The 21,195-nt window shown below is 38.5% G+C and carries 17 protein-coding genes, 5 tRNA genes and 1 other annotated feature (1 of these 23 cut by a window edge); of the genes, 17 read left to right on the top strand and 5 right to left on the bottom strand.

Annotated elements, in window-relative coordinates; all coding sequences use genetic code 11:
- The 7 genes from FFM51_RS05710 to FFM51_RS05680 all read left to right on the top strand — a co-directional run bounded on the left by FFM51_RS05710 (position 1) and on the right by FFM51_RS05680 (position 3,821).
- Positions 1–77: transfer RNA gene (locus FFM51_RS05710), tRNA-Tyr, on the top strand.
- Positions 78–87: 10 nt separating this feature from the next.
- Positions 88–158: transfer RNA gene (locus FFM51_RS05705), tRNA-Trp, on the top strand.
- Between the two features lie 17 nt (positions 159–175).
- Positions 176–248: transfer RNA gene (locus tag FFM51_RS05700), tRNA-His, on the top strand.
- 96 nt (positions 249–344) lie between these two features.
- A tRNA-Cys gene (locus FFM51_RS05695) sits at positions 345–415 on the top strand.
- A 26-nt stretch (positions 416–441) separates the two neighbouring features.
- Positions 442–525, top strand: a tRNA-Leu gene (locus FFM51_RS05690).
- A 160-nt stretch (positions 526–685) separates the two neighbouring features.
- Positions 686–2,677, top strand: coding sequence for a cation:proton antiporter (locus FFM51_RS05685; RefSeq protein ID WP_137597678.1), 1,992 nt, complete (start codon positions 686–688; stop codon positions 2,675–2,677).
- A gap of 244 nt (positions 2,678–2,921) precedes the next feature.
- Positions 2,922–3,821 carry a 3-hydroxyacyl-CoA dehydrogenase gene (locus tag FFM51_RS05680; protein ID WP_170999578.1) on the top strand — a complete coding sequence of 300 codons (900 nt, stop codon included), beginning with the start codon at positions 2,922–2,924 and terminating at the stop codon, positions 3,819–3,821.
- Between the two features lie 42 nt (positions 3,822–3,863).
- Here the strand turns inward: FFM51_RS05680 and FFM51_RS05675 are convergent, their stop codons facing one another.
- The gene (locus FFM51_RS05675) at positions 3,864–4,172 is read right to left on the bottom strand and encodes a nucleoside triphosphate pyrophosphohydrolase family protein (RefSeq protein WP_137597676.1); all 309 of its coding nucleotides are present in this window, start codon (positions 4,170–4,172) and stop codon (positions 3,864–3,866) included.
- Between the two features lie 428 nt (positions 4,173–4,600).
- On the opposite strand from FFM51_RS05675, the gene nrdD reads away from it, so the two are divergent.
- The 9 genes from nrdD to FFM51_RS05630 all read left to right on the top strand — a co-directional run bounded on the left by nrdD (position 4,601) and on the right by FFM51_RS05630 (position 15,337).
- Positions 4,601–6,814, top strand: coding sequence for an anaerobic ribonucleoside-triphosphate reductase (nrdD, locus tag FFM51_RS05670; protein WP_137597675.1), 2,214 nt, complete (start codon positions 4,601–4,603; stop codon positions 6,812–6,814).
- Positions 6,756–7,337, top strand: a complete 582-nt coding sequence (nrdG, locus tag FFM51_RS05665) for an anaerobic ribonucleoside-triphosphate reductase activating protein (protein WP_137597674.1) — start codon at positions 6,756–6,758, stop codon at positions 7,335–7,337. Before nrdD ends, nrdG begins: the two co-directional genes overlap by 59 nt.
- Positions 7,338–7,357: 20 nt before the next feature.
- Entirely contained in the window at positions 7,358–8,116 is a 759-nt protein-coding gene (gene sufC / locus FFM51_RS05660; protein ID WP_170999579.1) for a Fe-S cluster assembly ATPase SufC, read from the top strand.
- The gene (locus FFM51_RS05655; RefSeq protein WP_137597672.1) at positions 8,116–9,279 is read left to right on the top strand and encodes a SufD family Fe-S cluster assembly protein; all 1,164 of its coding nucleotides are present in this window, start codon (positions 8,116–8,118) and stop codon (positions 9,277–9,279) included. The genes sufC and FFM51_RS05655 overlap by 1 nt, the downstream gene beginning before the upstream one ends.
- An 11-nt stretch (positions 9,280–9,290) precedes the next feature.
- Positions 9,291–10,496 (top strand): aminotransferase class V-fold PLP-dependent enzyme, encoded by a 1,206-nt coding sequence (locus FFM51_RS05650; RefSeq protein ID WP_137597671.1) that lies wholly within the window; start codon positions 9,291–9,293, stop codon positions 10,494–10,496.
- The gene (gene sufU / locus FFM51_RS05645; RefSeq protein WP_137597670.1) at positions 10,489–10,923 is read left to right on the top strand and encodes a Fe-S cluster assembly sulfur transfer protein SufU; all 435 of its coding nucleotides are present in this window, start codon (positions 10,489–10,491) and stop codon (positions 10,921–10,923) included. The genes FFM51_RS05650 and sufU overlap by 8 nt, the downstream gene beginning before the upstream one ends.
- Positions 10,920–12,329 (top strand): Fe-S cluster assembly protein SufB, encoded by a 1,410-nt coding sequence (gene sufB / locus FFM51_RS05640; RefSeq protein ID WP_137597669.1) that lies wholly within the window; start codon positions 10,920–10,922, stop codon positions 12,327–12,329. The genes sufU and sufB overlap by 4 nt, the downstream gene beginning before the upstream one ends.
- A 479-nt stretch (positions 12,330–12,808) precedes the next feature.
- Positions 12,809–13,987 carry a guanine deaminase gene (gene guaD / locus FFM51_RS05635; RefSeq protein ID WP_414691953.1) on the top strand — a complete coding sequence of 393 codons (1,179 nt, stop codon included), beginning with the start codon at positions 12,809–12,811 and terminating at the stop codon, positions 13,985–13,987.
- A 12-nt stretch (positions 13,988–13,999) separates the two neighbouring features.
- Positions 14,000–15,337: a uracil-xanthine permease family protein gene (locus tag FFM51_RS05630; RefSeq protein ID WP_137597667.1), complete on the top strand. Its 1,338-nt coding sequence runs from the start codon at positions 14,000–14,002 to the stop codon at positions 15,335–15,337.
- Between the two features lie 246 nt (positions 15,338–15,583).
- Here the strand turns inward: FFM51_RS05630 and apf are convergent, their stop codons facing one another.
- The 3 genes from apf to FFM51_RS05615 all read right to left on the bottom strand — a co-directional run bounded on the left by apf (position 15,584) and on the right by FFM51_RS05615 (position 17,936).
- The gene (apf, locus tag FFM51_RS05625) at positions 15,584–16,222 is read right to left on the bottom strand and encodes an aggregation-promoting factor (RefSeq protein WP_137597666.1); all 639 of its coding nucleotides are present in this window, start codon (positions 16,220–16,222) and stop codon (positions 15,584–15,586) included.
- A 340-nt stretch (positions 16,223–16,562) separates the two neighbouring features.
- Entirely contained in the window at positions 16,563–17,069 is a 507-nt protein-coding gene (locus FFM51_RS05620; protein WP_137597665.1) for an acyl-CoA thioesterase, read from the bottom strand.
- An 18-nt stretch (positions 17,070–17,087) separates the two neighbouring features.
- Complete coding sequence (locus FFM51_RS05615; RefSeq protein WP_137597664.1) at positions 17,088–17,936, bottom strand: aldo/keto reductase; 849 nt, start codon at positions 17,934–17,936, stop codon at positions 17,088–17,090.
- A gap of 264 nt (positions 17,937–18,200) precedes the next feature.
- Between FFM51_RS05615 and FFM51_RS05610 the strand changes: the two genes are divergently transcribed.
- The gene (locus FFM51_RS05610; protein ID WP_137597663.1) at positions 18,201–19,391 is read left to right on the top strand and encodes an ATP-binding protein; all 1,191 of its coding nucleotides are present in this window, start codon (positions 18,201–18,203) and stop codon (positions 19,389–19,391) included.
- 219 nt (positions 19,392–19,610) lie between these two features.
- On the opposite strand, the gene FFM51_RS05605 is transcribed toward FFM51_RS05610, so the two are convergent.
- The gene (locus FFM51_RS05605) at positions 19,611–20,945 is read right to left on the bottom strand and encodes an APC family permease (RefSeq protein WP_137597662.1); all 1,335 of its coding nucleotides are present in this window, start codon (positions 20,943–20,945) and stop codon (positions 19,611–19,613) included.
- Between the two features lie 162 nt (positions 20,946–21,107).
- Positions 21,108–21,195, top strand: a binding site (T-box leader); it runs 146 nt beyond the window's last position.

Below are 21,195 nucleotides of genomic sequence, written 5' to 3'. Positions count from 1 at the left end.
GTAGCGAAGTCTGGCTAAACGCGGTGGACTGTAAATCCACTCCTTCGGGTTCGGTGGTTCGAATCCACTCCCCTCCACTTTTATAATAGGGATATAGTTTAATGGTAGAACTACGGTCTCCAAAACCGTCAGTGTGGGTTCAACTCCTACTATCCCTGCTTAACTGAATATCTTGGCGGTATTGGTGAAGCGGTTAACACACCGGTTTGTGGATCCGGCACGCGTGGGTTCGATCCCCACATACCGCCCTTTGATTGGGTTTTGGCCAAGTGATAACGTAGTGGACTTTGACTCCATCATGTACAGTTTGAATTGGTCAACTTGATCTGTTTGAGCTTTAAGATGGTGGTATAGCCAAGTGGTAAGGCAGAGGTCTGCAAAACCTTCATCACCGGTTCAAATCCGGTTACCACCTTAGGTCTCATTAGTTATTATTTGTATGCCGCTGTGGCGGAATTGGCAGACGCGCTGGACTCAAAATCCAGTTCCCGCAAGGGAGTGTGGGTTCGACCCCCACCGGCGGCATTAGTGAGATCTAGAGAAGTTTCGTAGACTTTATGTTTACGGAGCTTTTTTTTTGCAAATTATTTTGGGTTTATTAAATCTAATTTATTTGTAAGGGACTAATGTAATGTCTTTTGGCAAAAAACTGTTAAAATATAACTAATTACGAGGGGGAGTTGGGATGCATACAATTTTTTTCATTCTATCTATGTTAGTTGCAGTTGTCATTGCCAACGTAGTTTATCGTCATTATTCAAAAATTCCGTTGCCAATTTACTTTATTATCTTTGGCGTGGCACTGGCAATTTTTCCATTATTTCGCAACTTTACTTTAGATCCAAGCCTGTTTATATTGGCTGTAATTGCACCGTTACTATACAATGAAGCTCAGTCTGCTTCGCGGTATTGGATTGGGCGTGGTGCAATTAATATCTTTTCATTATCCATTGTTTTGGTAATCTTCACTGTTATTGTTGTTGGTGTCTTGCTCCACAGCATTTTTAGTTTTATTCCGCTTGTACTGGCATTTACACTTTGTGCAATTGTAACGCCAACAGATGCGGCAGCGGTTAGTACTTTAACACCCAAAACAGAAGAATATAAGATACCTCAAATTATCATGCAAAACGAATCTTTATTTAATGATGCTTCCGGGATTGTTATTTTTGATTTGGCGTTAACCGTTTTTATTACTGATACTTTTTCTGTTAATCATGCGTTATCCGTCTTTTTTATTCAGTTTGTGGGTGGGCTCATATTAGGTGCGGTTATTGGGTTAATAGTAAGGTCGATACTGCGATTATTAATTGGGTTAAATGATGACACTTCATTTATTATGGTCTCGGTTGAGTTAATCGTTCCATTTATCGTCTATTTTATTGGTGAAGAGCTTCATATTTCTGGGATCTTGGCAGTTGTTGCTGCTGGACTGGTTCAAGGATCTGAGCGCGACAATTTAGGACTGGTTTCAAGCCGGATGCAGCTTGTTCGAGCAAATGTATGGGAAATCGTTGAAGAGGCATTATCTGGTGGTGTGTTCGTATTATTAGGTGTCTCACTGCCAATGGTCATCAAACAGATTACGGATCAACATGCAGTTCTAATCTGGTTATTAATTTTAGCTGGATTTGTCTTGTACATCGCCAAATTTACTTTGCGCTTACTATGGACCCGTTACTTAGTATGGATGCATAAAGAAAGTCCTCATCGCTGGACAGATAGTTGGATTATGGCGTTCAGTGGAGTGAGTGGAACAATTTCACTTTCGCTAGCTTTTTTACTGCCAGAAACGATCAATGGTCATCCATTTACATATCGTCCAATGCTGATTTTTATCGCCACCGTGGTAATTTTAGCTAGCATCGTGTTTGCTGCAGTTTTATTGCCTAGGCTTACTCGTGAAGAACCAGTGACAAACGAGCAGAATCCGGATGCGTGGTTGCGTAAGATGATTATTGCGGGAATTCGTGAAATTAGCGATGATAAAGAATATCCCGCCGAAGCATCAATCGTAGTTGATACAATCTCCCAACAGCTATCACAACGTCGTTTCAGAGATTCACGGCTTCAACGTAAAATATTTCTTGAAGCTGATGAGGCCGAACGTAAAGCAGTTAAAGAGCTGGCTGACCAACAAAAGATTGGTACTACGGAGTTGCACAATTATATTAAATTTTTGGATTTAAGCTTGTTTACGGTGAGTGGCAATATCTGGCACAATTTATTTTTAAGAGTTAAGTTTGGTATCCATATTAGTCGCCGTCGGGAGTTAAGCGTCGGCCAAAACATGCTGCTTACATCACCGCTAATCTCTGAACAGTTGTATTGGCAACGAGTGTTTGAACTGGATAAAAAGGATATTCATCCAATTGAATCGGTAGGATTTGATGCAGCAATGAAGGCAATTGAACCTTTTAGGCATCATAAAACATCGCGTGAGCTACATGTGGTCCAGCGATACTATCGAGAAAGACACCGGAGAATGAATTTACCAACACCATCGAATAGTGTAATTTATCAATTGTTTTTGCGAGCATTTCATGCGGAATATGAATTTTTCCAACAGGCAATGCTTTCCGGTGATTTACCTGCAGAAATTGCTGAACAATTGCAACAACATATTGTTTATGACGAGATGGCTTATTTACAAAAAAGGGCTTCGTTCATGGATTAAGGGGCTCACGCACTACTTGTTTTTGATAATTAGTTAATCAACATTTTACAGAAAGTATTGTTAGCTATTACTAATTTGATAATAATAATTTCACAAGCTTTTAAGTTGAAAAATTTGCTGATTGGGCGCATATTTACGTCGCAACAAAAGAATGCTTGTGATTTCTTTGAAGATTAGTCTAAGAACAATGAAATAATATGTTTGTTGATTATCTTGAACGGTAGTGAAAGGAATGAGAGCTATCATGAAAATAAATAAAGTTGTGGTTCTTGGTGGCGGCGTTTTGGGCAGTCAGATTGCGTTTCAAACTGCCTATTCTGGTTTCGACGTTGTTTTATATGATATTTCAGATGCCGCTTTAAAGGGCGCTAATCAGAAATTATCAAGTTTGCCAGCACAGTATCAGCGTGATTTAAATGCAACTCAAGAGCAATTAAATGCAGTTAACCGGCATTTATCATTAACTACTGATCTGAAAAAAGCGGTTAGCGATGCATCGATAATTGTAGAGGCAATTCCTGAACAGCTTAGTATCAAAGAATCCATGTACCAGAAGCTGGCGCCGTTTGTTAGTGATAATACATTGTTGTTGAGTAATTCTTCAACACTTTTGCCGAGTCAGATGATTTCATTTGCTCCCAATAAGAATCGATTTTTGGCAATGCATTTTGCTAATTTGATTTGGATTCATAATGCTGCTGAAATAATGTGGGCACCAGGAACGCCACAGACAGCAATTGACGATGCAGTTGATTTTGCTAAAAGTATTCACATGGTGCCATTTGCGATTCCAACTGAAATTTCAGGATATATTATGAATGCCGTTTTCCTACCAATGCTTAATGCAGCGTTATTTCTATGGGTGGAACACGACCTTGATCCAATCATGATTGACCAAGATTGGATGGTTGGCATGGGACTTAGCCGGGGTCCATTTGGATTTATGGATATTATGGGAATTAATACAGCAATTAACATTGAAGGATCGCTATACAAAGAAATCGGTGATGAACGGTATAAAAAAATTGTTGATAAGTTAACTAATGACTACCTTAAACAAGGAAAAATGGGTGTTCCAAGTGGAGAAGGATTTTACCATTATCCGAATCCACTGTACCAACAGCCAGAGTTTACCAAAGCTTAAATTAATAATGTTAGTAAAAAAGGTCTCCTATGGAGGCCTTTTTTACTTTAAATCATGCTCTTTTGCAGTTAAAAATGTTTCTAACGCATCATTGATATTAATATTGGTTTGATCTGCAATTGAACATAACCACCAAATACTTTCCGCAATTTTTTGATCTAACTTCGGTTGTAAATTTCCCGGCCAACTATGCTGGTTATTCATTACTTGGCGACCAACTAAACCAGCGTCTGTCAAAAAAGCGAGTGCATCTTGCTCGGTGTTCCAAGGATGGCCATCCTGTTTTATTTCGAGTTCGTGGTAGCGATCTCGGATTTGTTTACTGCGGGTAGCGAATTCATTAATATCCATTGTCATTCCTCATTTCGTGGTGATGTTATCAATCGTACGGCAAGTGCTCTGATAAAACAACACGTACTGTTAATGAGTTGAATCAAAATCAACTGTAACTTAAATTTAATCAATGAATATTTACGATTAACGTCAGATAAATACAAATGCCGTACAAAGCATTTTTGTAATCTCAGCAATCGTTGATAATAATAAAAAATCATAGTTACGATTCAACAATTAGTTTCAAAATCAACTGATTAATATTTTTACGGTTTATGTTATTTAAAAGTTGATTATTTTTGGATGAATAAACCACAATATCTTGTATATAACGCTTTAATGCAATACAACATATTGTTATTTAGCTGAATTTACTCTAATATTATTGACATGAATAACTTAGCATTCAAAATACGATGTTAATACGTAGTTGGGGAGTAATGATGATGGATGTGCAAACAGTTAAACAGCAATTGGATAATTTTAAATCTGTTACCGTGATTAAGCGAAATGGAGCAGTAACTAGGTTTTATAACTACAAAATATTGTTCGTTTTACACCAATTAACTACAGATGAAAATATTATTAATTCGGTAGTTGACGCCATGGTAGCTTCGTTGGATGGGAAAACTGAGATTGACACTAGCGAGGTTGCATCAATAATTATTAGTACACTGCATGAATTAGGGAAAAATGATTTGGCAGCACAATTTTGTGACTATCACGAACAGCAAGAGGCAACTTTTAAAGCGGCTACAAATCCACAGGTGAAGCTTACACAATTGTTTCGACGCAATGATAATGTAGTTCATGAGAACGCAAATAAGGATAGCAAAGTCTTCAATACTCAACGAGATCTGCAAGCAGGAGTGGTGAGTAAAGCTATTGGGTTGAAAATGTTACCAGAAATCGTTGCAAAAGCACACTTACGTGGTGATATTCATTGGCACGATTTGGATTATTCACCAATGTTACCAGAAACGAATTGTTGCTTAATTGATTTTGATGAGATGTTTAAAAATGGTTTTAAAATTGGGAATGCCTGGGTTGATTCACCTAAATCAATTCAAACGGCCACAGCTCAAATGTCACAAATTATTGCCAATGTTGCTTCATCCCAGTACGGCGGTTGTTCAGCCAACCGGGTTGATCAATTATTAGCGCCCTTTGCCCAATTAAATTATGACAAACATTTGAAAGATGCTAAGCAATGGATTATAGCAGATAAACAGGTGGCATTTGCTAAAGAAAAAACTAAAAAAGATATCTATGATGCAATGCAAGCGTTGGAATATGAAATTAACACCTTGTATTCTTCTCAAGGGCAAACCCCGTTTACTACAGTTAATTTTGGCTTAGGAACTAGTTGGATTGAACGTGAAATTCAAACTGCGATCTTAAAAATTAGAATCAAGGGATTGGGGCAAGAACATCGAACTGCAATTTTCCCTAAATTAATTTTCACCGTTAAGCGCGGGCTGAATTTGACGCCAACTGATCCTAATTATGATATTAAGCAGCTAGCGTTGGAGTGCTCGACCAAGCGAATGTATCCGGATCTTTTGATGTATGACAAAATCAAATCAATTACAGGAAGTTTTAAAACACCGATGGGTTGTCGTTCATTTCTCCAGGGATGGCGCGATGAAAATGGCACCGAAGTTAATTCAGGGCGTATGAATTTAGGTGTGGTGACCTTAAATTTGCCGCGGATTGCATTAATGTCACATGGTAATCAGACGGTTTTTTGGGAGATCTTTGCAGAAAAAATGGAGATCTGTAAACAGGCATTGGATTACCGTATTGAACGAACCAAGGAGGCTAAGCCGGAGAATGCACCACTACTTTATATGTACGGTGCGTTTGGTAAGCGACTCAACAAGGATGATAGTGTTGACGAAGTATTTAAAAATGGCCGGGCAACGATTTCTTTAGGCTACATTGGTTTATATGAAGTTTGCGCGAGTTTTTTTGGCAGTGATTGGGAGTCTAATAGTGAGGCCCACGATTTGGCTGAAGAAATTGTCAAAAAAATGAGTGCAGCTTGTAGTCAGTGGGCTAGGGAAAGTGGCTATCATTTTAGTCTGTATTCTACGCCAGCTGAATCATTAACTGACACATTCTGTCGTGCCGATATTAATAAGTTTGGCAAAATTAAGGATATTACTGATAAAGAGTATTACACTAACAGCTTTCATTATGATGTTCGTAAACATCCAACACCCTTTGATAAACTAAAATTTGAAGAGGTATTCCCAAATTACGCATCGGGCGGTTTTATTCACTATTGTGAGTATCCTAATTTACGCCAAAATCCAGCAGCCTTAGAAGCGGTTTGGGACTGGGCTTATGATCACGTTGGGTATCTGGGTACTAACACGTCGATTGATCAATGTTTTAAATGTGGCTTTCATGGGGATTTCAAAGCTACGGCGCGGGGATTTATCTGTCCACAATGTGGTAATCATGATCCTAAATTTTGTGATGTTGTCAAGCGAACTTGCGGTTATTTGGGTAACCCACAACAACGACCAATGGTGCATGGTCGACACAGTGAAATTGCTGCCAGACAAAAAAACTTAACAAAGGAAATGGTTAAAAATGTCGCAGAATATGAGAAGGCCAAACAATCCGATGCCAAACGAATGGCTCGCCAGTGAACGTAGCTTAGAATACATTGCAGATTATAAAGCGTTTAACTTTGTTGACGGCGAAGGAGTCAGATGTAGCCTTTATGTGAGCGGGTGTTTATTTAACTGTCCGGGGTGTTATAACGTGGCAGCCCAAAATTTTCATTATGGCCGTCCATATACCCAAGAATTAGAGGATCAAATCATCAGTGACATGAGTAATGATTATGTACAGGGGCTTACTTTGCTGGGCGGAGAACCATTTTTAAATACCCAAGTATGCTTGCAGTTGTGTCAACGAGTTCGACGGGAATTTGGTCATAGCAAGGATATTTGGTCGTGGTCCGGATATACTTTTGATGAATTGCTCAAAGATTCGTATGACAAGCTCAAATTATTATTACAACTTGATATTTTAGTAGATGGTCGTTTTTTAAAGGAGCAAAAAGATTTAACATTGCAGTTTCGTGGCAGTGCCAATCAGCGAATTATTGATGTTCGCGCTTCGTTAGCTCAAAATAAAGTGGTTATTTGGGATAAGTTGGTCCATTAAGCTGATTGAGGGAAGGATAAATAATGACATTAGAAATCCGTAATTTACATGCAGTTATTAAAGCGACTGATCAAGAAATTTTGAGTGGTATCGATTTAACCATTCCAAATGGTGAAATCCATGCGATCATGGGTCCCAATGGTACTGGGAAATCAACGTTAGCACAGACAATTATGGGATATCCTGCCTATCAGATTACAGCCGGAACAATCCGGTTTGATGGTCAAGATGTATTACAACGCAGCGTCGATCAGCGAGCTAAGTTGGGATTGTTTTTAGGAATGCAATATCCTGCTGAGATTAGTGGAGTGAATAATGCTGACTTTCTACGTGCCGCAATGCACGCAACTACACCAGACAATCCAATTAGTGTGTTGGAGTTTATGCAACAATTAGAAAATAACATGAATTATCTAGAAATGGATGATGAAATTGCAGAGCGGTATTTGAATGTTGGCTTTTCCGGTGGCGAAAAAAAACGAAATGAAATTTTACAAATGATGATGCTTCAACCGAAACTAGCTATTTTAGATGAAATTGATTCGGGTCTAGATATCGATGCTCTAAAGGTGGTGGCAAAAGGAATTAATCACTTACGTTCAGAAAAGTTTAGCTCATTGTTAATTACACATTATGAACGCTTGTTAGAATATGTAGTACCTGACGTGGTGCATATTATGGTAGCTGGTAAAATAGTTAAATCGGGTGGTCCGCAATTAGCGCAACAATTAGAACAGACTGGCTATCATAAATTTGAAGTTACAAGGGAATTTAGCTAATGGATATGGAGCAAATCGCTAAACAAATAATTACTTTTTCGCGAGATAATAATGAGCCAACCTGGTTAACCACGAAAAAAAGCCTGGCTTGGTCCCAGGTAAAAAATAAACTTAATGAAAATGAATTGACTATGCTGACAAAAACTTGGATTGAATCGGTTAAATTAAAAGCAAATGTGGCAAAACAGGTACAACCAAAGTTTGATTTATCAAAGATTGTCAAATTAGATTTAGGTGTGGCGCTCCAAATTTACCCAGAATTGTTGCAGGAAAATTTAATGGAAAAGGCGTTGGCTTGGCAAGCTGATTCGTTGTCAGCACTCCACTTAGCGTTGTTAACTAGTGGTCAGTTTGTCTATGTTCCATCAGGCTTTCGCGCTGTACGCCCATTAATGATTAATGACAAGAACGCAGCAAACAATTATCATATTTTGATTATCGTGGGAGCCGGTGCACAAGTTGATTTAGTTGAACAAATTAATGTAGCGGCCCAAACGGGGGCTTATTTGGGGACTGAAATTTTATTAGGCAGTGGTGCGCAAGTTAATTATTATCAAGTTGATCAATCTAAGAGCATACAACATTATCAAGCTGTGCATGCGTATCAGGCTCAAAATAGCAATTTAAAAATGTACTTAACCTTGTTCAATCGAGGAAACCAGAACTATGACGTTAACATTGATCTAGACGGTGATCATTCGCAAGCGACTGTTAAAATGGTAGCGATTGCTGATCAAGAACAAGCCCAAAAAGTTACCACACGAATCAACAATTACGGACAAAAAACGAATGGTGTGATTGAACAAAATGGAGTTGCCAAGGATAAAAGTAAGATTGATTTTCATGCGGTCGGCAAAATCTTTCATGGGGCGCACGGAGCCCAATCGAATCAACATAGCAGGTTGCTGACTTTGTCAAAACAAAGCCATGGGCAAGTTGATCCCGTTCTCTTGATTGAAGAAAACGATGTTGAAGCAGGGCATGCAGCTAGTATTGGTAAAATTGACGAGGATCAATTGTATTACTTACAAACACGTGGTATTGATCGCAAACAGGCGTATTACTTACTAACGAAGGGCTTTTTATTACCGGTATTAAATGAAATTCCAAACGAAACGTTAAAAAATAAGGCGGTTGCTCAGTTACAACAACGACTTCAATAGGTGGTGATTACATGAATGCATATCGCGAAGATTTTCCGTTTTTTAAAGCACATCCAGATATAGTCTATTTTGATAATGCGGCGACAACACAAAAACCGGCGACGGTGATTCAAGCATTGATTGATTATTACAGTAATGATAATGCTAGTGTGCATCGGAGTACATATACATTAGCACAACAAGCAACCGATCAATATGAACAAGTCCGAACTAAAGTTGCTAATTTTATTGGGGCAAGGGATGCTAACCAGATTTTATTCACTAAAGGAACGACGGAAGGATTAAATTGGATTGCACAAGGAGTTTGCCGGCATTTTTTACAGCCGGGGGATGAAATTGTTTTGTCGGTGATGGAACATCACAGTAATCTGGTAGTATGGCAACAGCTTGCAAATACTCTAGATCTGAAACTAAGATATATTAAATTAACTGACCAACAAACCCTGGATTTAGCAGATGCGCAGCAGAAAATAACAACCAAAACAAAGGTGTTAGCCATTACTGGTGTATCAAATGTTTTGGGAAGTTCAAATCCAATTTGCAAGTTAAGCAAACTGATTCATGCGGTCAATGGGTTATTGATCGTTGATGGCGCTCAAATGGTACCAACAATGCCTGTTGACGTGTCGCAGTTACAAATAGATTGTTTGGCGTTTTCGGGGCATAAATTGTTTGGGCCAACGGGGATTGGTGTCTTATATGCCACACCAGCATTGTTAGATGTATTGCCACCAGCAGAGTTTGGCGGTGAGATGATCGATCAAGTTTCACTCACGACCACAAGTTTCCAACCAGCACCGTACAAATTTGAGGCTGGTACGCAAAATGTTGCTGGAGTTATTGGGTTAGGAGCTGCAATTGATTATATTCAAACGATTGGAATGGACAAAATCCATGCAGAAGAACAAATGCTGGGACAGTATCTCGCTGAACAATTAAGTAATATTACTAATGTTAGCATTTATGGTCCAGCTGATCGGGATAGTGGCATAGTAGCTTTCAATGTGGATCAGCTACATGCTCATGATGTTGCGACATTTTTAGATAGTAATCAAATCTGTGTGCGGGCAGGAACACACTGTGCGCAGCCACTTGTAAATATGCTTGAGGTAAATGCCACCTTACGAGCAAGTTTAGCATTTTATAATTCCTTTGAAGAATGTGATCAACTGGTGACGGCCATCAAAGCGGCAAAGGAGTTTTTTTCTTATGCCTGACTTAAGACACCTTTATCAAACAATAATGTTGGAAAATGCGCAACATCCACAGCATAGTGGTATTTTAACTGGTGCGAAAGTAAAAAAAATTACAGTGCACAACCCGACGTGTGGTGATGAATTAGTTTTAAGTGGTGTAATTGAACATTCTAGACTTATTTCAATTGCTCAACATAGTGAAGGTTGTATCATTTCAAGGGCTTCGGCCAGCATAATGACTGAGTTGGTACTTGAAAACTCACTTGATCAGATTCAAGTGTTAGCAGCCATGTTTGTTAGTTTAATCAATGGACATAATCTTGCTAACCAAGAGTTATTACAGCAGGCCATGATTTTTAGCGGAGTTGGTCAGTTTCCAATGCGGACTAAGTGTGCGTTACTACCATGGCAGGCGTTAGTTGAACTAGTTGAAGGTGACAAACAATGACTAATAAAAACGTTTTAGATGATTTGCAACAAGAAGATTACCAGTATGGCTTTCAGGATCAATTGGACCCCTTATTTACTACTGGCACTGGTCTAAATGAGAATGTGATTCGTGAGATATCCAAGCAAAAAGATGAGCCTGATTGGATGCTTGAAATCAGGCTGACAGCTTATCATCAGTTTTTGGCGATGAAGATGCCAACGTTTGGTCCCAACTTGAGTGAATTAAATTTAGAACAAATTAATTACTTTCAGCGCTCGACCAATGCGGTTGCCCGAAAATGGTCAGATGTACCAGATCAAATTAAGACAACGTTTGAAAAAATTGGAGTGCCACAGGCAGAACGTGAATATTTGGCTGGCGCCTCCGCTCAATATGAATCTGAAGCGGTTTACGCAAATTTGAAGCAAGATTTAAAACAACGCGGCATCATTTTTATGGATACAGACAGTGCTTTGCGTGAGTATCCTGAACTGGTTCATGAATATTTTGCGCAGCTAGTACCGTCAGATAATAATATTTTTGCGGCGCTGAATACAGCGGTTTGGTCTGGTGGCACATTTATTTATGTACCTAAAGGTGTTCACGCAGATGTGCCGATTCAAAGCTTTTTTCGGATCAATGCAGGTAATACAGGGCAGTTTGAAAGAACTCTGATTATTGTAGATGAAGGTGGTAGCGTGAACTATGTAGAAGGATGTACTGCGCCCACCTATTCTGACGATAGTTTGCACGCTGCAGTGGTTGAAGTATTTGTTAAGCGTGACGCTTTTTGTCGTTATACTACTATTCAAAACTGGTCTGATAATGTTTATAGCTTAGAAACTAAGCGCGCCTCTGCGGCGGAAAAAGCTGTGATGGAATGGGTTGACGGAAATTTAGGATCCAAGGTAACGATGAAGTATCCTAGTATTTATTTAACCGGAGCATATGCTAAAGGGACGATGTTATCAATTGCATTTGCTAATGGTCAGGTAGATCAAGATACTGGCGCCCAAATGATTCATCAAGCACCGCATACCAGTTCGACTATTATTTCTAAGTCGATTTGTCGGGCGGGTGGTATTTGTGATTATCGTGGTAAGGTAGCAATGAATGCTGATAGTCATGGCTCTAGTTCACATGTAGAATGTGACACGATTATTATGGATGATCAGTCAACAAGTGATACTATTCCATATAATCAAGTGGAGGTTGGTGACGTCACTTTGGAACATGAAGCTAAAGTATCGAAGGTCTCGGAAGAAGAACTATATTATTTGATGAGCCGAGGTTTATCTGAAAGTGAAGCAACTAAGATGATTGTGATGGGATTCATTGAACCATTTACGCAACAACTACCAATGGAATATGCAGTGGAATTAAATCGGTTGATTGATTTTCAGATGGAGGGATCGATCGGTTAGAGCGTGATCACGGTGGTTGGCCATTATTCTCAGATACTACAGAAGAAGAGTGCAACAAAAAAGTACCAGGATGATTTCAACAAAATCATCCTGGCACTTTTTTGTTGTGTGCTTTTTTTATGAGGAAGTGAATATTTACTTAATTAAAGAGAAATGTATCTTCCAAACTTAATATTGTTGTTTATATTGGTATGTGTGGCTTCAGAGAAAACAACTACGTTTCCTAAATGAAAATTCCACGAGGCAAAACAGAAGATTTATTAGTAAAAAAGTTGTCATTCAAATAACAAAAACCGTAATTAGACCAAAAAATAGTTAAAATACGAACTTTTTGTGATAGACAATAAATATAGTTCGTGATAAACTAACTTCAAGTTTTAATTATATCCTAAGGGGATGAGTAAAATTGTGGCATCTTTAGTTGTTGAAGGATCGTTGATCAAGGTGAACCTGATTTCAATAGTGTTAAAACAACTGCTTTGAAACAAGATCATTTGCTAGTTTTAGCTTCAGACGAATACTTGTTACCAGGTTTTATTGATCTTCATATTCACGCGCCACAATGGCCGCAAGCAGGATTGGCGTTGGACCGGCCACTAAATGAGTGGTTGGATCAGTATACTTTTCCGTTGGAGGCTCGTTATCAAGATACCGAATTTGCACAACAGGTCTATGAACGGTTGGTACCAGAGCTACTTGCTAATGGCACGACGACAGCATTGTATTTTGGAACCATTCATAATACAGCAAATTTAATTTTAGCTAAGGCTGCGATTAAGTTTGGCCAACGTGCGTTGATTGGTAAAGTGGCGATGGACAATCCTAACCAAACACCAGAATATTACCGCGATGATAGTGCAAAAGTGGCATTGCAGCAAACCGAGCAGTTCATTCAACAAGTTGAAGCGCTACATGTTGATATTGGTGGCAATGTCACACCTGTAATTACACCGAGATTTATACCTAGCTGCACAGATGAAACACTACTTGGTTTGGGACAGTTAGCACAGCGTTATGATTTACCCATTCAATCACATTGCAGTGAAAGTAATTGGGAACATCAGTTTGTGATTGACCGCTTTGGGTTGCATGATGCTCAAGTGTTAGATAAATTCGGGTTGTTAACAAACAGATCAGTTATGGCCCATGCCACACAGTTAGATACACAGGATGCAGCCTTATTTCGAAGCCGCGGTACGGCGATTGCGCATTGCCCAATATCAAACGCTTATTTTGGTAATGGAGTTTTGCCTGTCAATAGGTTACTCAATCAGCATAATAAAGTCGGGTTAGGTAGTGATATTTCTGGCGGATATTCACCAAGCTTATACGAAAATTGCCGTCAGGCGGTTCAATCGGCAAGAATACTGGAAGATGGTGTTGACACTAAATTAAGTCCAGAAAAACGTGGTGTTATCAATAGCCGAATTTCGATGAAAACGGCCTTTTACTTGGCTACCACAGGTGGTGCGGATAGTTTAAACATTCCTGCTGGAAAAATTGAAGTGGGTAAGATGGCTGATTTACAAATTGTTCAAGATCAAAACAACTGTTTTTCAGTTGACCCAGCGGATGTTTTAGAACGGTTAATGTATCAAACAAATCGAAATAATATCAAAAAAGTTTTTGTTGGCGGCCAATTAGTACATCAAAATTAAAGGAGATCACACATGCAAGCACAAAATGACGGATTGTTGATTGGACCAGATGATAAGGTTGATAATGCTGAGGCTGGGGTGTTAGGCTTACAACATGTCTTAGCAATGGATGTCTATGTTCCACCCGTGATTTTAGCTGGAATGCTGTCAATGGGCGCAGCAGATACATCCGGCTTATTACAATCAACTTTCTTAGCAGCTGGGATTGGAACGATTTTACAAACGTGGCTTTTTATGAAAATGCCCGTTTCTCAAGGACCATCTTTTGTTCCACTGAGCGCCGCGGCTGGCGTTGTTCTTGCTGGTGGTGGTGTCGCTAGTGGAATGGGAACGTTGTTAGGAGCACTGATTGTAGGAGCCATTTTATTAATATTATTAGGTCTTAGCGGTGTGTTTCAAAAAATTATTTCAACGTTGGTGCCAGCAGTAGTCGGTGGAACGATTATTACCTGTGTGGGATTATCATTAATTCCGTCCGCCCTGAACGATAACATTTTTGAGGCTAGTGGCAACATTAATCAAAATATTGAATTAGCTGCAATTACCGCCGTCACGTTATTAATTGCTGTGGCAATTAGCATTAGATTTCCGAAAGCACAAAGAATCTTCAAGACTGGTTCAATAGTGCTGGCACTATTAGTTGGAACCGGGGTATCAGCAATGATGGGACGGTTTGATTGGCAGACGGTAGCATCTTCACCATGGTTTAGCTTACCAAGTCGGACTATTTTCCATTATGGGGTTCATTTTTCCTTTACTGCCATTATTACTTTTATTATTATTTATGCAATCCTAACAACCGAGACGACTGGAACCTGGTTTGCAATGGGGGCTGTTACTAATCATACAATTACCAAGCGTCAGTGGAATCAAGGCATTATTGGTGAGGGCTTGAGTTGTTTGGTGGCAGCATTAGCAGGGACAACGCCTGTAACGGGATATTCAACTAATGCAGGGATTATTTCTATTACTGGAATTGCAAGTAAGCGAGTCTTCATCGCCGCTGGTGGTTGGTTTATTTTACTAGGATTTTTTAGTAAGCTATCCGCATTTTTATCAGCTATCCCAGCGCCCGTCATTGGTGGTGTTTTTGCTATTATCTGCGTCACAATCATGTTAAACGGACTCAATGTTATTCGTCGCATTGAGACGGGTGAAAGTGATTTATACATTATTGGATTACCCATCATTTTAACAATTGCACTTGTTTTATTACCAAGTAAAGTGCTAAATGAAACACCACAGATGGTGCAATATTTACTTGCGTCACCAATTGCAATTGCCGCAATTACTGCAATTGTTTTGAATTTAATTATGCCAAAACGAAAAAAATTTGAGTCAATTAGTTAACGTATAATCGTAGATCTGCTGTCCGACATTGTGATGGTAGGTCTATTTTTTTTGTAAAAGTATAAATATTTATAATTCTACTGATATTTAAACGTAGGTTTTCACACTCTTATTTGAATTTTATTCACACTTATAGAATTTCCGTATAATCTAAAAAAGGTGCGACCAGATTCTAAAACTGAATCCGATCACACCTTATTCATGTTATATTAAAATTTTTGAGTGTAACTGGTCACACTCTTATTTTTAGTACCAACCAGTAGCATTTGAATGTGCCAATGCAGCTGACCATGAACCGTAACGACTTGCTACGTATGAATCTGCAACCCGTTCTTGGTTAGCAGCTGAGTAGTCACCATTTAGGTAGCTTGAGCTCAATTGATACTTACCAATGTATTGGCCATTAGTTGCTGTATATGAACCACCTGATTCACGAGCAGCGATTGCAGCTTTAGCAGCGGCTTCTGAGCCAGATGCTGAGCTTGTGTAGCTGCTTGATGAAGTAGTAGTTGAACTTTGGCTAGCTGAAGTTGCACTTGCTGTGCTAGTAGAAGTAGCACTTGATGATGCTGTACTTGTTGAGCTAGCAGCAGGAGTTGTTTGAACTTCCTGTTGTGTTGCTTGACGAACTTCACCGTCATCTTTAATGATTAATTTTTGACCAACATAGATCAAGTTTTTATCAGCAATGCTGTTTTTGCTTGCTAATGTATCAACCATGCTGAGGTCATTTGAGTATTTGTAAGAAATTTCTGAAAGAGTGTCGCCTGATTGAACTGTGTAAATTTCATCGGCGCTAGCGTTTGTAGCAACTGCAACAGTACCTAATGCAACGGCACCGGCAACAGCGGCAGAGAACTTAACAACGTTTTTGTTTAACTTCATAAATTAAAAAACCATCCTTTTTGTGTGTGAGTTATTTCGCATCAACGATTACACATACTACAGTATAAAGATTACAAACAGATAACACGGACTTTTCTTTTTACGCGCTTTTTGTGTTGTTTGTAATAAAAAAGGGGTTTTATGAAACAAAGTAGGTTAATAACTCCGGTAAATCAACAATTACAAATAAAAAAAGCTAATAATGAAGTGAAGCGTTCATCATTAGCATGTTGTTGATGCAACTGAACCAGTAAAAAGAACGGGTTCCATAGTTAATCATATCGTACATCAACTAAAAAACAAACTGATATAAGGTAAAATTAAGAATTTTTTTGGGCTGCTACCAGGGGAACCCAATGTTGATATTTTGCATATTAAGTTGGTTCTGCTTGCGTAGTTGTTTTCGTTGACTAACCCGATCATTATAGCCAAAACAAATCGCGCTTTGCTCAGAATTATTGGGAATAACTTCATTGAATTTAATGTTGCTGTTTGGGTCATCAATTACAAATGTCATGAAGCAGGTGGATCCCAAGAAGCGTTCGCCAGTAGTCAAATGTTCACCAGTGACTTTGGCAAACACTTCGATTGAACGCGAACCAAAACCAGTAACGTAAGCTTCCAGACACATGGAATCTTGTGATTTGAATGGGGCTACAAAAGCGACATGATCAATGGTGGCCGTTACTACGGTTTGCCGAGTAACGCGCATGGCTGCAATCGAGGCTTCTCGGTCCACTAGATCCAAAAGTCGACCACCAAACAAAGTTCCATGTTCATTTAAATCAGAGGGAAAAATACGATGGCAAGCAACGGCTAAGGTATCATTGCAATTTATTGTTGGCATTTTGACAGTTTCCTTTCTTTACAGAATTGATAATGGTTGTTTTGTGGTTGGTGCTGGAAATAATAAATTAATCTGCTCCAGTTCATCAGCAGATAAAGTGATTTCTCCGGCTGCAACATTTTCATTTGCATGTTGTGGGTTACTAGTTTTCGGGATAGCAATAATATTTGGTTGCTGAATAGTCCAGCCTAATATTAGTTGCATTACAGACACATGGTGATTATTGGCGATAGCAATCAAATCACGATTATGACTTAACGAGCGTCCCAGTTTATCGCCATGGGCAACTGGTGAATAGGCCATAGTGGGTAGTTGGTGTTGGTTCATCCAATTCAATAAATCAAATTCAATGCCTCGATGATTTAAATTATACATTACTTGGTTAGTTGCGGCATTTTTGCCACCATTAAGTTGCATTAACTCACGCATATCAATTGTGTCAAAATTAGAAACACCCCAGCGTCTAATTTTTCCAGTTTGCTGGAGGCGTTCTAATTCATTGATAGTTTCTGCCAATGGTGTTGTACCACGCCAATGATATAAATATAGATCAATGTAGTCAGTGTCAAGACGGTGCAAGCTTTGGTTGAGACTGTGTTCCATTCTGGTGTTGGTCGCATTTTGTGGCAAAACTTTGTCAACAATCAGTAAGTCAGAACGATTAAATCCTTGAATGGCATCGTGAACTAGCAATTCAGATTTGCCGTTGCCATACATTTCTGCAGTATCAATTAATTTAACCCCAGCTTGTAATGATGTTTGAATGGACTTAACTTCTTGATCATGCAGTGCTGGTGTTTCGCCCATGTTCCAGGTACCAATTCCAATTGCTGGAACAGTTTGGTTAGCGATGAGTACATTTTTCATTTGAGTATTTCCTTTCATACTAAGACTATGGATTGCGATATCTAGGTGTTATTGAATCGTACTTAAATTATGCGCCAGTTTTAGATCATTAGAAGGTTAGCATAGAAATAAATTTGGTTAGAGTCAAATGAATGTCGAAAATAATAGCTTATTAGAAGTATATTTCTAATTAGCTATTATTTTCATTCGATTAGAAGTATAATCCTAATTGAATGAAATGTTTTGAGTTATAGAATTGTGTTTGAAAGAAATGAGGAACTGATTATGTTTACACGGCAATTATATTTAAATCGATTAAAAAAATATCAAGACACCGAGTTTATCAAGGTAATTACTGGAGTACGGAGATCAGGGAAAACCTTTATTTTACAGATGTTTCGTGACTATTTACAATCTAACGGTATTGAAAAAAAACAGATTGTTTTTATCAATTTTGAATCGATGAAATATCAGCATTTGTTAACTAAAAATGCATTATATCAATTTGTCACTGAGCAAGCTTTGGCAGATAAAAAAATGTATCTTTTTTTTGATGAAGTTCAACGAGTTGCTGAATGGCAGGATGCAATCAATAGTTTCAGAGTTGATCTGAACGCCGATATTTATGTATCGGGGTCTAATGCGTCTTTACTATCCGGAGAATTAAGTACATTACTTACTGGACGCATGGTTGAAATTCCTGTTTATCCGTTGTCATTTAAGGAATTTATTCAATTTAAAGAATATCAAGGGAGTCCAGAAAAAATATTTAACGAATACGTTGCCGAGGGTGGGTTTCCTGCGGTAGTTTTAGTTGACGATCCAGAGGTTAAAGCAAGCGTGTTAGATGGAATTTACAGTTCAATTATTTTACGAGACGTTAGTGAGCGAGCAAATATTCGCAATGACAGCATGTTAACGCGGATTACTTCATATTTATTAAGTGAAATTGGGAATCCGATCTCTGCAAATAAAATTGCCGGTGTGCTTAAAAATGAAGAGTTTACAACTGCTAACAATCAATCAGTGGCAAAATATATTACATTATTACATGAGGCATTCATTTTTTATCAGGCTAAGCGCTATGATTTACGTGGAAAAAACTATCTACGATCAACTGCTAAATATTATGCAGTAGATACTGGTTTACGGAATACAACCTTGAATAAAAGCTATCATGATAATTTTGGTCATCAAATTGAGAATATTGTTTTTATTGAACTTTTACGGCGAGGCTATCGAGTGGATATTGGTAAGTATGCTGATCGAGAAATTGACTTTATTGCTAAGAAGGGTAATGAGACTGAATACTATCAGGTAATGATGCAGTTACCCGAAAATAATAATCGCGAAATCGGTAATTTAAAATATATTAATGATAATTACAAAAAAACGGTAATCACGGCTAATCGGATGAATGTGGGGAATATTGATGGAATAGTGGTTGAACATATTGTGGATTGGTTGTTGAATTAAAGAGCGCAAACAGCTATGTTTAAAAGTCGAAGTGTAACATGATAATGTGCGAGAGTTAAAAAATACTAAGACTAAAGGAATAAAAAATTACCCAACGGGTGATCTTATGCCTTTAGTCTTAGTATTTTTTTAACTCTGTCTTTCTGTGATTATTTTATTTTTGCTGTTAGACATGTTCAAACGGGTCAGTCTTATACTACTCACTTCAAACCATAAGCCTTATTTTTTGATTTTTTGTTTTTTCATTTGATAGTAAAAGACGGGAATACCAATAATTACAAAGATAAATGACAGTAACACACCTTGTAGGTCAGACATGATTTCACTAACAATGACAAATAATGATCCTAAGATTGCAATAATTGGTGTTAATGGATATAGCGGAATTGAGAATACTCGCTTGGCATTTGGATTACGTTTTCGGAGAATTGTAGGTCCAAAGAAAGCCATTACGTAAAAGCAATATACTGTAAAAATACATAATTCGGACAGCCGATCAGCGTCAAAAAACACAATCATCACACCGGCAATGACGAGGGTTACAACAGTACACCAAATCGGTGTGCGGGTTGTTGGGCTTAAGTAGGCGAGCACTCGTTGAAAGGGCAGCTCCTTGTCCTTAGCCATCGCGTACATGATTCGGGGGAATGTCATAATTTTACCGTTCATGCACCCCACGATTGAAATGATAATTCCAATACTAAGAATTTTACCCCCGATTGGGCCGAAGTCTTTATTAGCCATGTATGGGATTGCACCAGTTCCTAAGTCATGGATTTTTTGTGCTGAGAGACTACGGAAAACGCCAAATGTAACGAGTAAATAAATTACAAGGACTAATAGAATACCAAAAACAATTGCTTGAGGTAGTCTTTTACTTGGATTTTTGATTTCACCACCTAAATTGGCAACTAAAATCCACCCATCAAATGCAAATAAAGTTGCTAGAATCGCCACACCGAATCCACCGGTGCTTTGATGAACTTGCTCAATTGAGTGGCCGAACGCAGATTGATCACCGAAAAATAACCCAAAAATAACTAGAGCTGCCACTGGTAACAATTTACAGATAGTGGTAATCACGGCAAAACCAGCACCATACCGATTGGAAAATAGGTTTAAAATGCCAACCGCAATGACTGCAATAAGAGCAATCGGAATTGTCCAAGCATGTGGGATATGGAAAAAGTCAACAAGGAGCAATGACAGATAGGCACCTAAGGATGCAATCATAGCTGGACCATAAATGATGATTTGCATCCAACCTGATAAAAATCCCCACAGCTTACCATATAATTTTTCCATGTAGACATATAAACCACCAGTTTCAGGCATTTGCGAAGCAATTTCAGCAATAGTCAAGCCTGCTGTTAAGGTGATAATCCCACCAGCGAGCCACGCAAGGAGTGCGCCTGTAGTAGAACCGGCATCGTCTAAAACGGCTGATTGGCGGACAAAAATTCCGACACCGATAATGGTCCCGACGACCAGTGATAGGGCCGACCATAACCCAAGTGAACGGTTTAACTGGACGTCATTTTGTTCATCTTTCATAATTCAATACTCTTCCCATCTTAGCGAATTTTAATAATGATAATTTTACCGATAATCGCGATAAAATGCAATTTTTTACTTATATAACTGTGATTAGCCACGAACTAAAAATTAAATTTGACAAATTAATCAGAACGTTTTATGATATTACCATTCAATTATTAAAATACGATGAAAAGATGAGTACAAGTAAAAGCCTGTTTAGAGAGTTTCTGGGTGGTGAAAAGAAATCTGGCGGTTACTTGGAAGA

Source organism: Paucilactobacillus kaifaensis (assembly GCF_005405145.1).
Lineage (GTDB): Bacteria > Bacillota > Bacilli > Lactobacillales > Lactobacillaceae > Paucilactobacillus > Paucilactobacillus kaifaensis.
Note: the sequence above shows the minus strand (reverse complement) of the source record. Positions and strands in the feature narration are given on the sequence as shown.

Bases quoted from the DNA above. Each gene is read 5' to 3' on its own strand.
- FFM51_RS05685 (WP_137597678.1), top strand. From the start codon at position 686: ATGCATACAATTTTTTTCATTCTATCTATGTTAGTTGCAGTTGTCATT.
- FFM51_RS05680 (WP_170999578.1), top strand. From the start codon at position 2,922: ATGAAAATAAATAAAGTTGTGGTTCTTGGTGGCGGCGTTTTGGGCAGT.
- FFM51_RS05675 (WP_137597676.1), bottom strand. From the start codon at position 4,172: ATGGATATTAATGAATTCGCTACCCGCAGTAAACAAATCCGAGATCGC.
- nrdD (WP_137597675.1), top strand. From the start codon at position 4,601: ATGGATGTGCAAACAGTTAAACAGCAATTGGATAATTTTAAATCTGTT.
- nrdG (WP_137597674.1), top strand. From the start codon at position 6,756: ATGTCGCAGAATATGAGAAGGCCAAACAATCCGATGCCAAACGAATGG.
- FFM51_RS05655 (WP_137597672.1), top strand. From the start codon at position 8,116: ATGGATATGGAGCAAATCGCTAAACAAATAATTACTTTTTCGCGAGAT.
- FFM51_RS05650 (WP_137597671.1), top strand. From the start codon at position 9,291: ATGAATGCATATCGCGAAGATTTTCCGTTTTTTAAAGCACATCCAGAT.
- sufU (WP_137597670.1), top strand. From the start codon at position 10,489: ATGCCTGACTTAAGACACCTTTATCAAACAATAATGTTGGAAAATGCG.
- sufB (WP_137597669.1), top strand. From the start codon at position 10,920: ATGACTAATAAAAACGTTTTAGATGATTTGCAACAAGAAGATTACCAG.
- FFM51_RS05630 (WP_137597667.1), top strand. From the start codon at position 14,000: ATGCAAGCACAAAATGACGGATTGTTGATTGGACCAGATGATAAGGTT.
- apf (WP_137597666.1), bottom strand. From the start codon at position 16,222: ATGAAGTTAAACAAAAACGTTGTTAAGTTCTCTGCCGCTGTTGCCGGT.
- FFM51_RS05620 (WP_137597665.1), bottom strand. From the start codon at position 17,069: ATGCCAACAATAAATTGCAATGATACCTTAGCCGTTGCTTGCCATCGT.
- FFM51_RS05615 (WP_137597664.1), bottom strand. From the start codon at position 17,936: ATGAAAAATGTACTCATCGCTAACCAAACTGTTCCAGCAATTGGAATT.
- FFM51_RS05610 (WP_137597663.1), top strand. From the start codon at position 18,201: ATGTTTACACGGCAATTATATTTAAATCGATTAAAAAAATATCAAGAC.
- FFM51_RS05605 (WP_137597662.1), bottom strand. From the start codon at position 20,945: ATGAAAGATGAACAAAATGACGTCCAGTTAAACCGTTCACTTGGGTTA.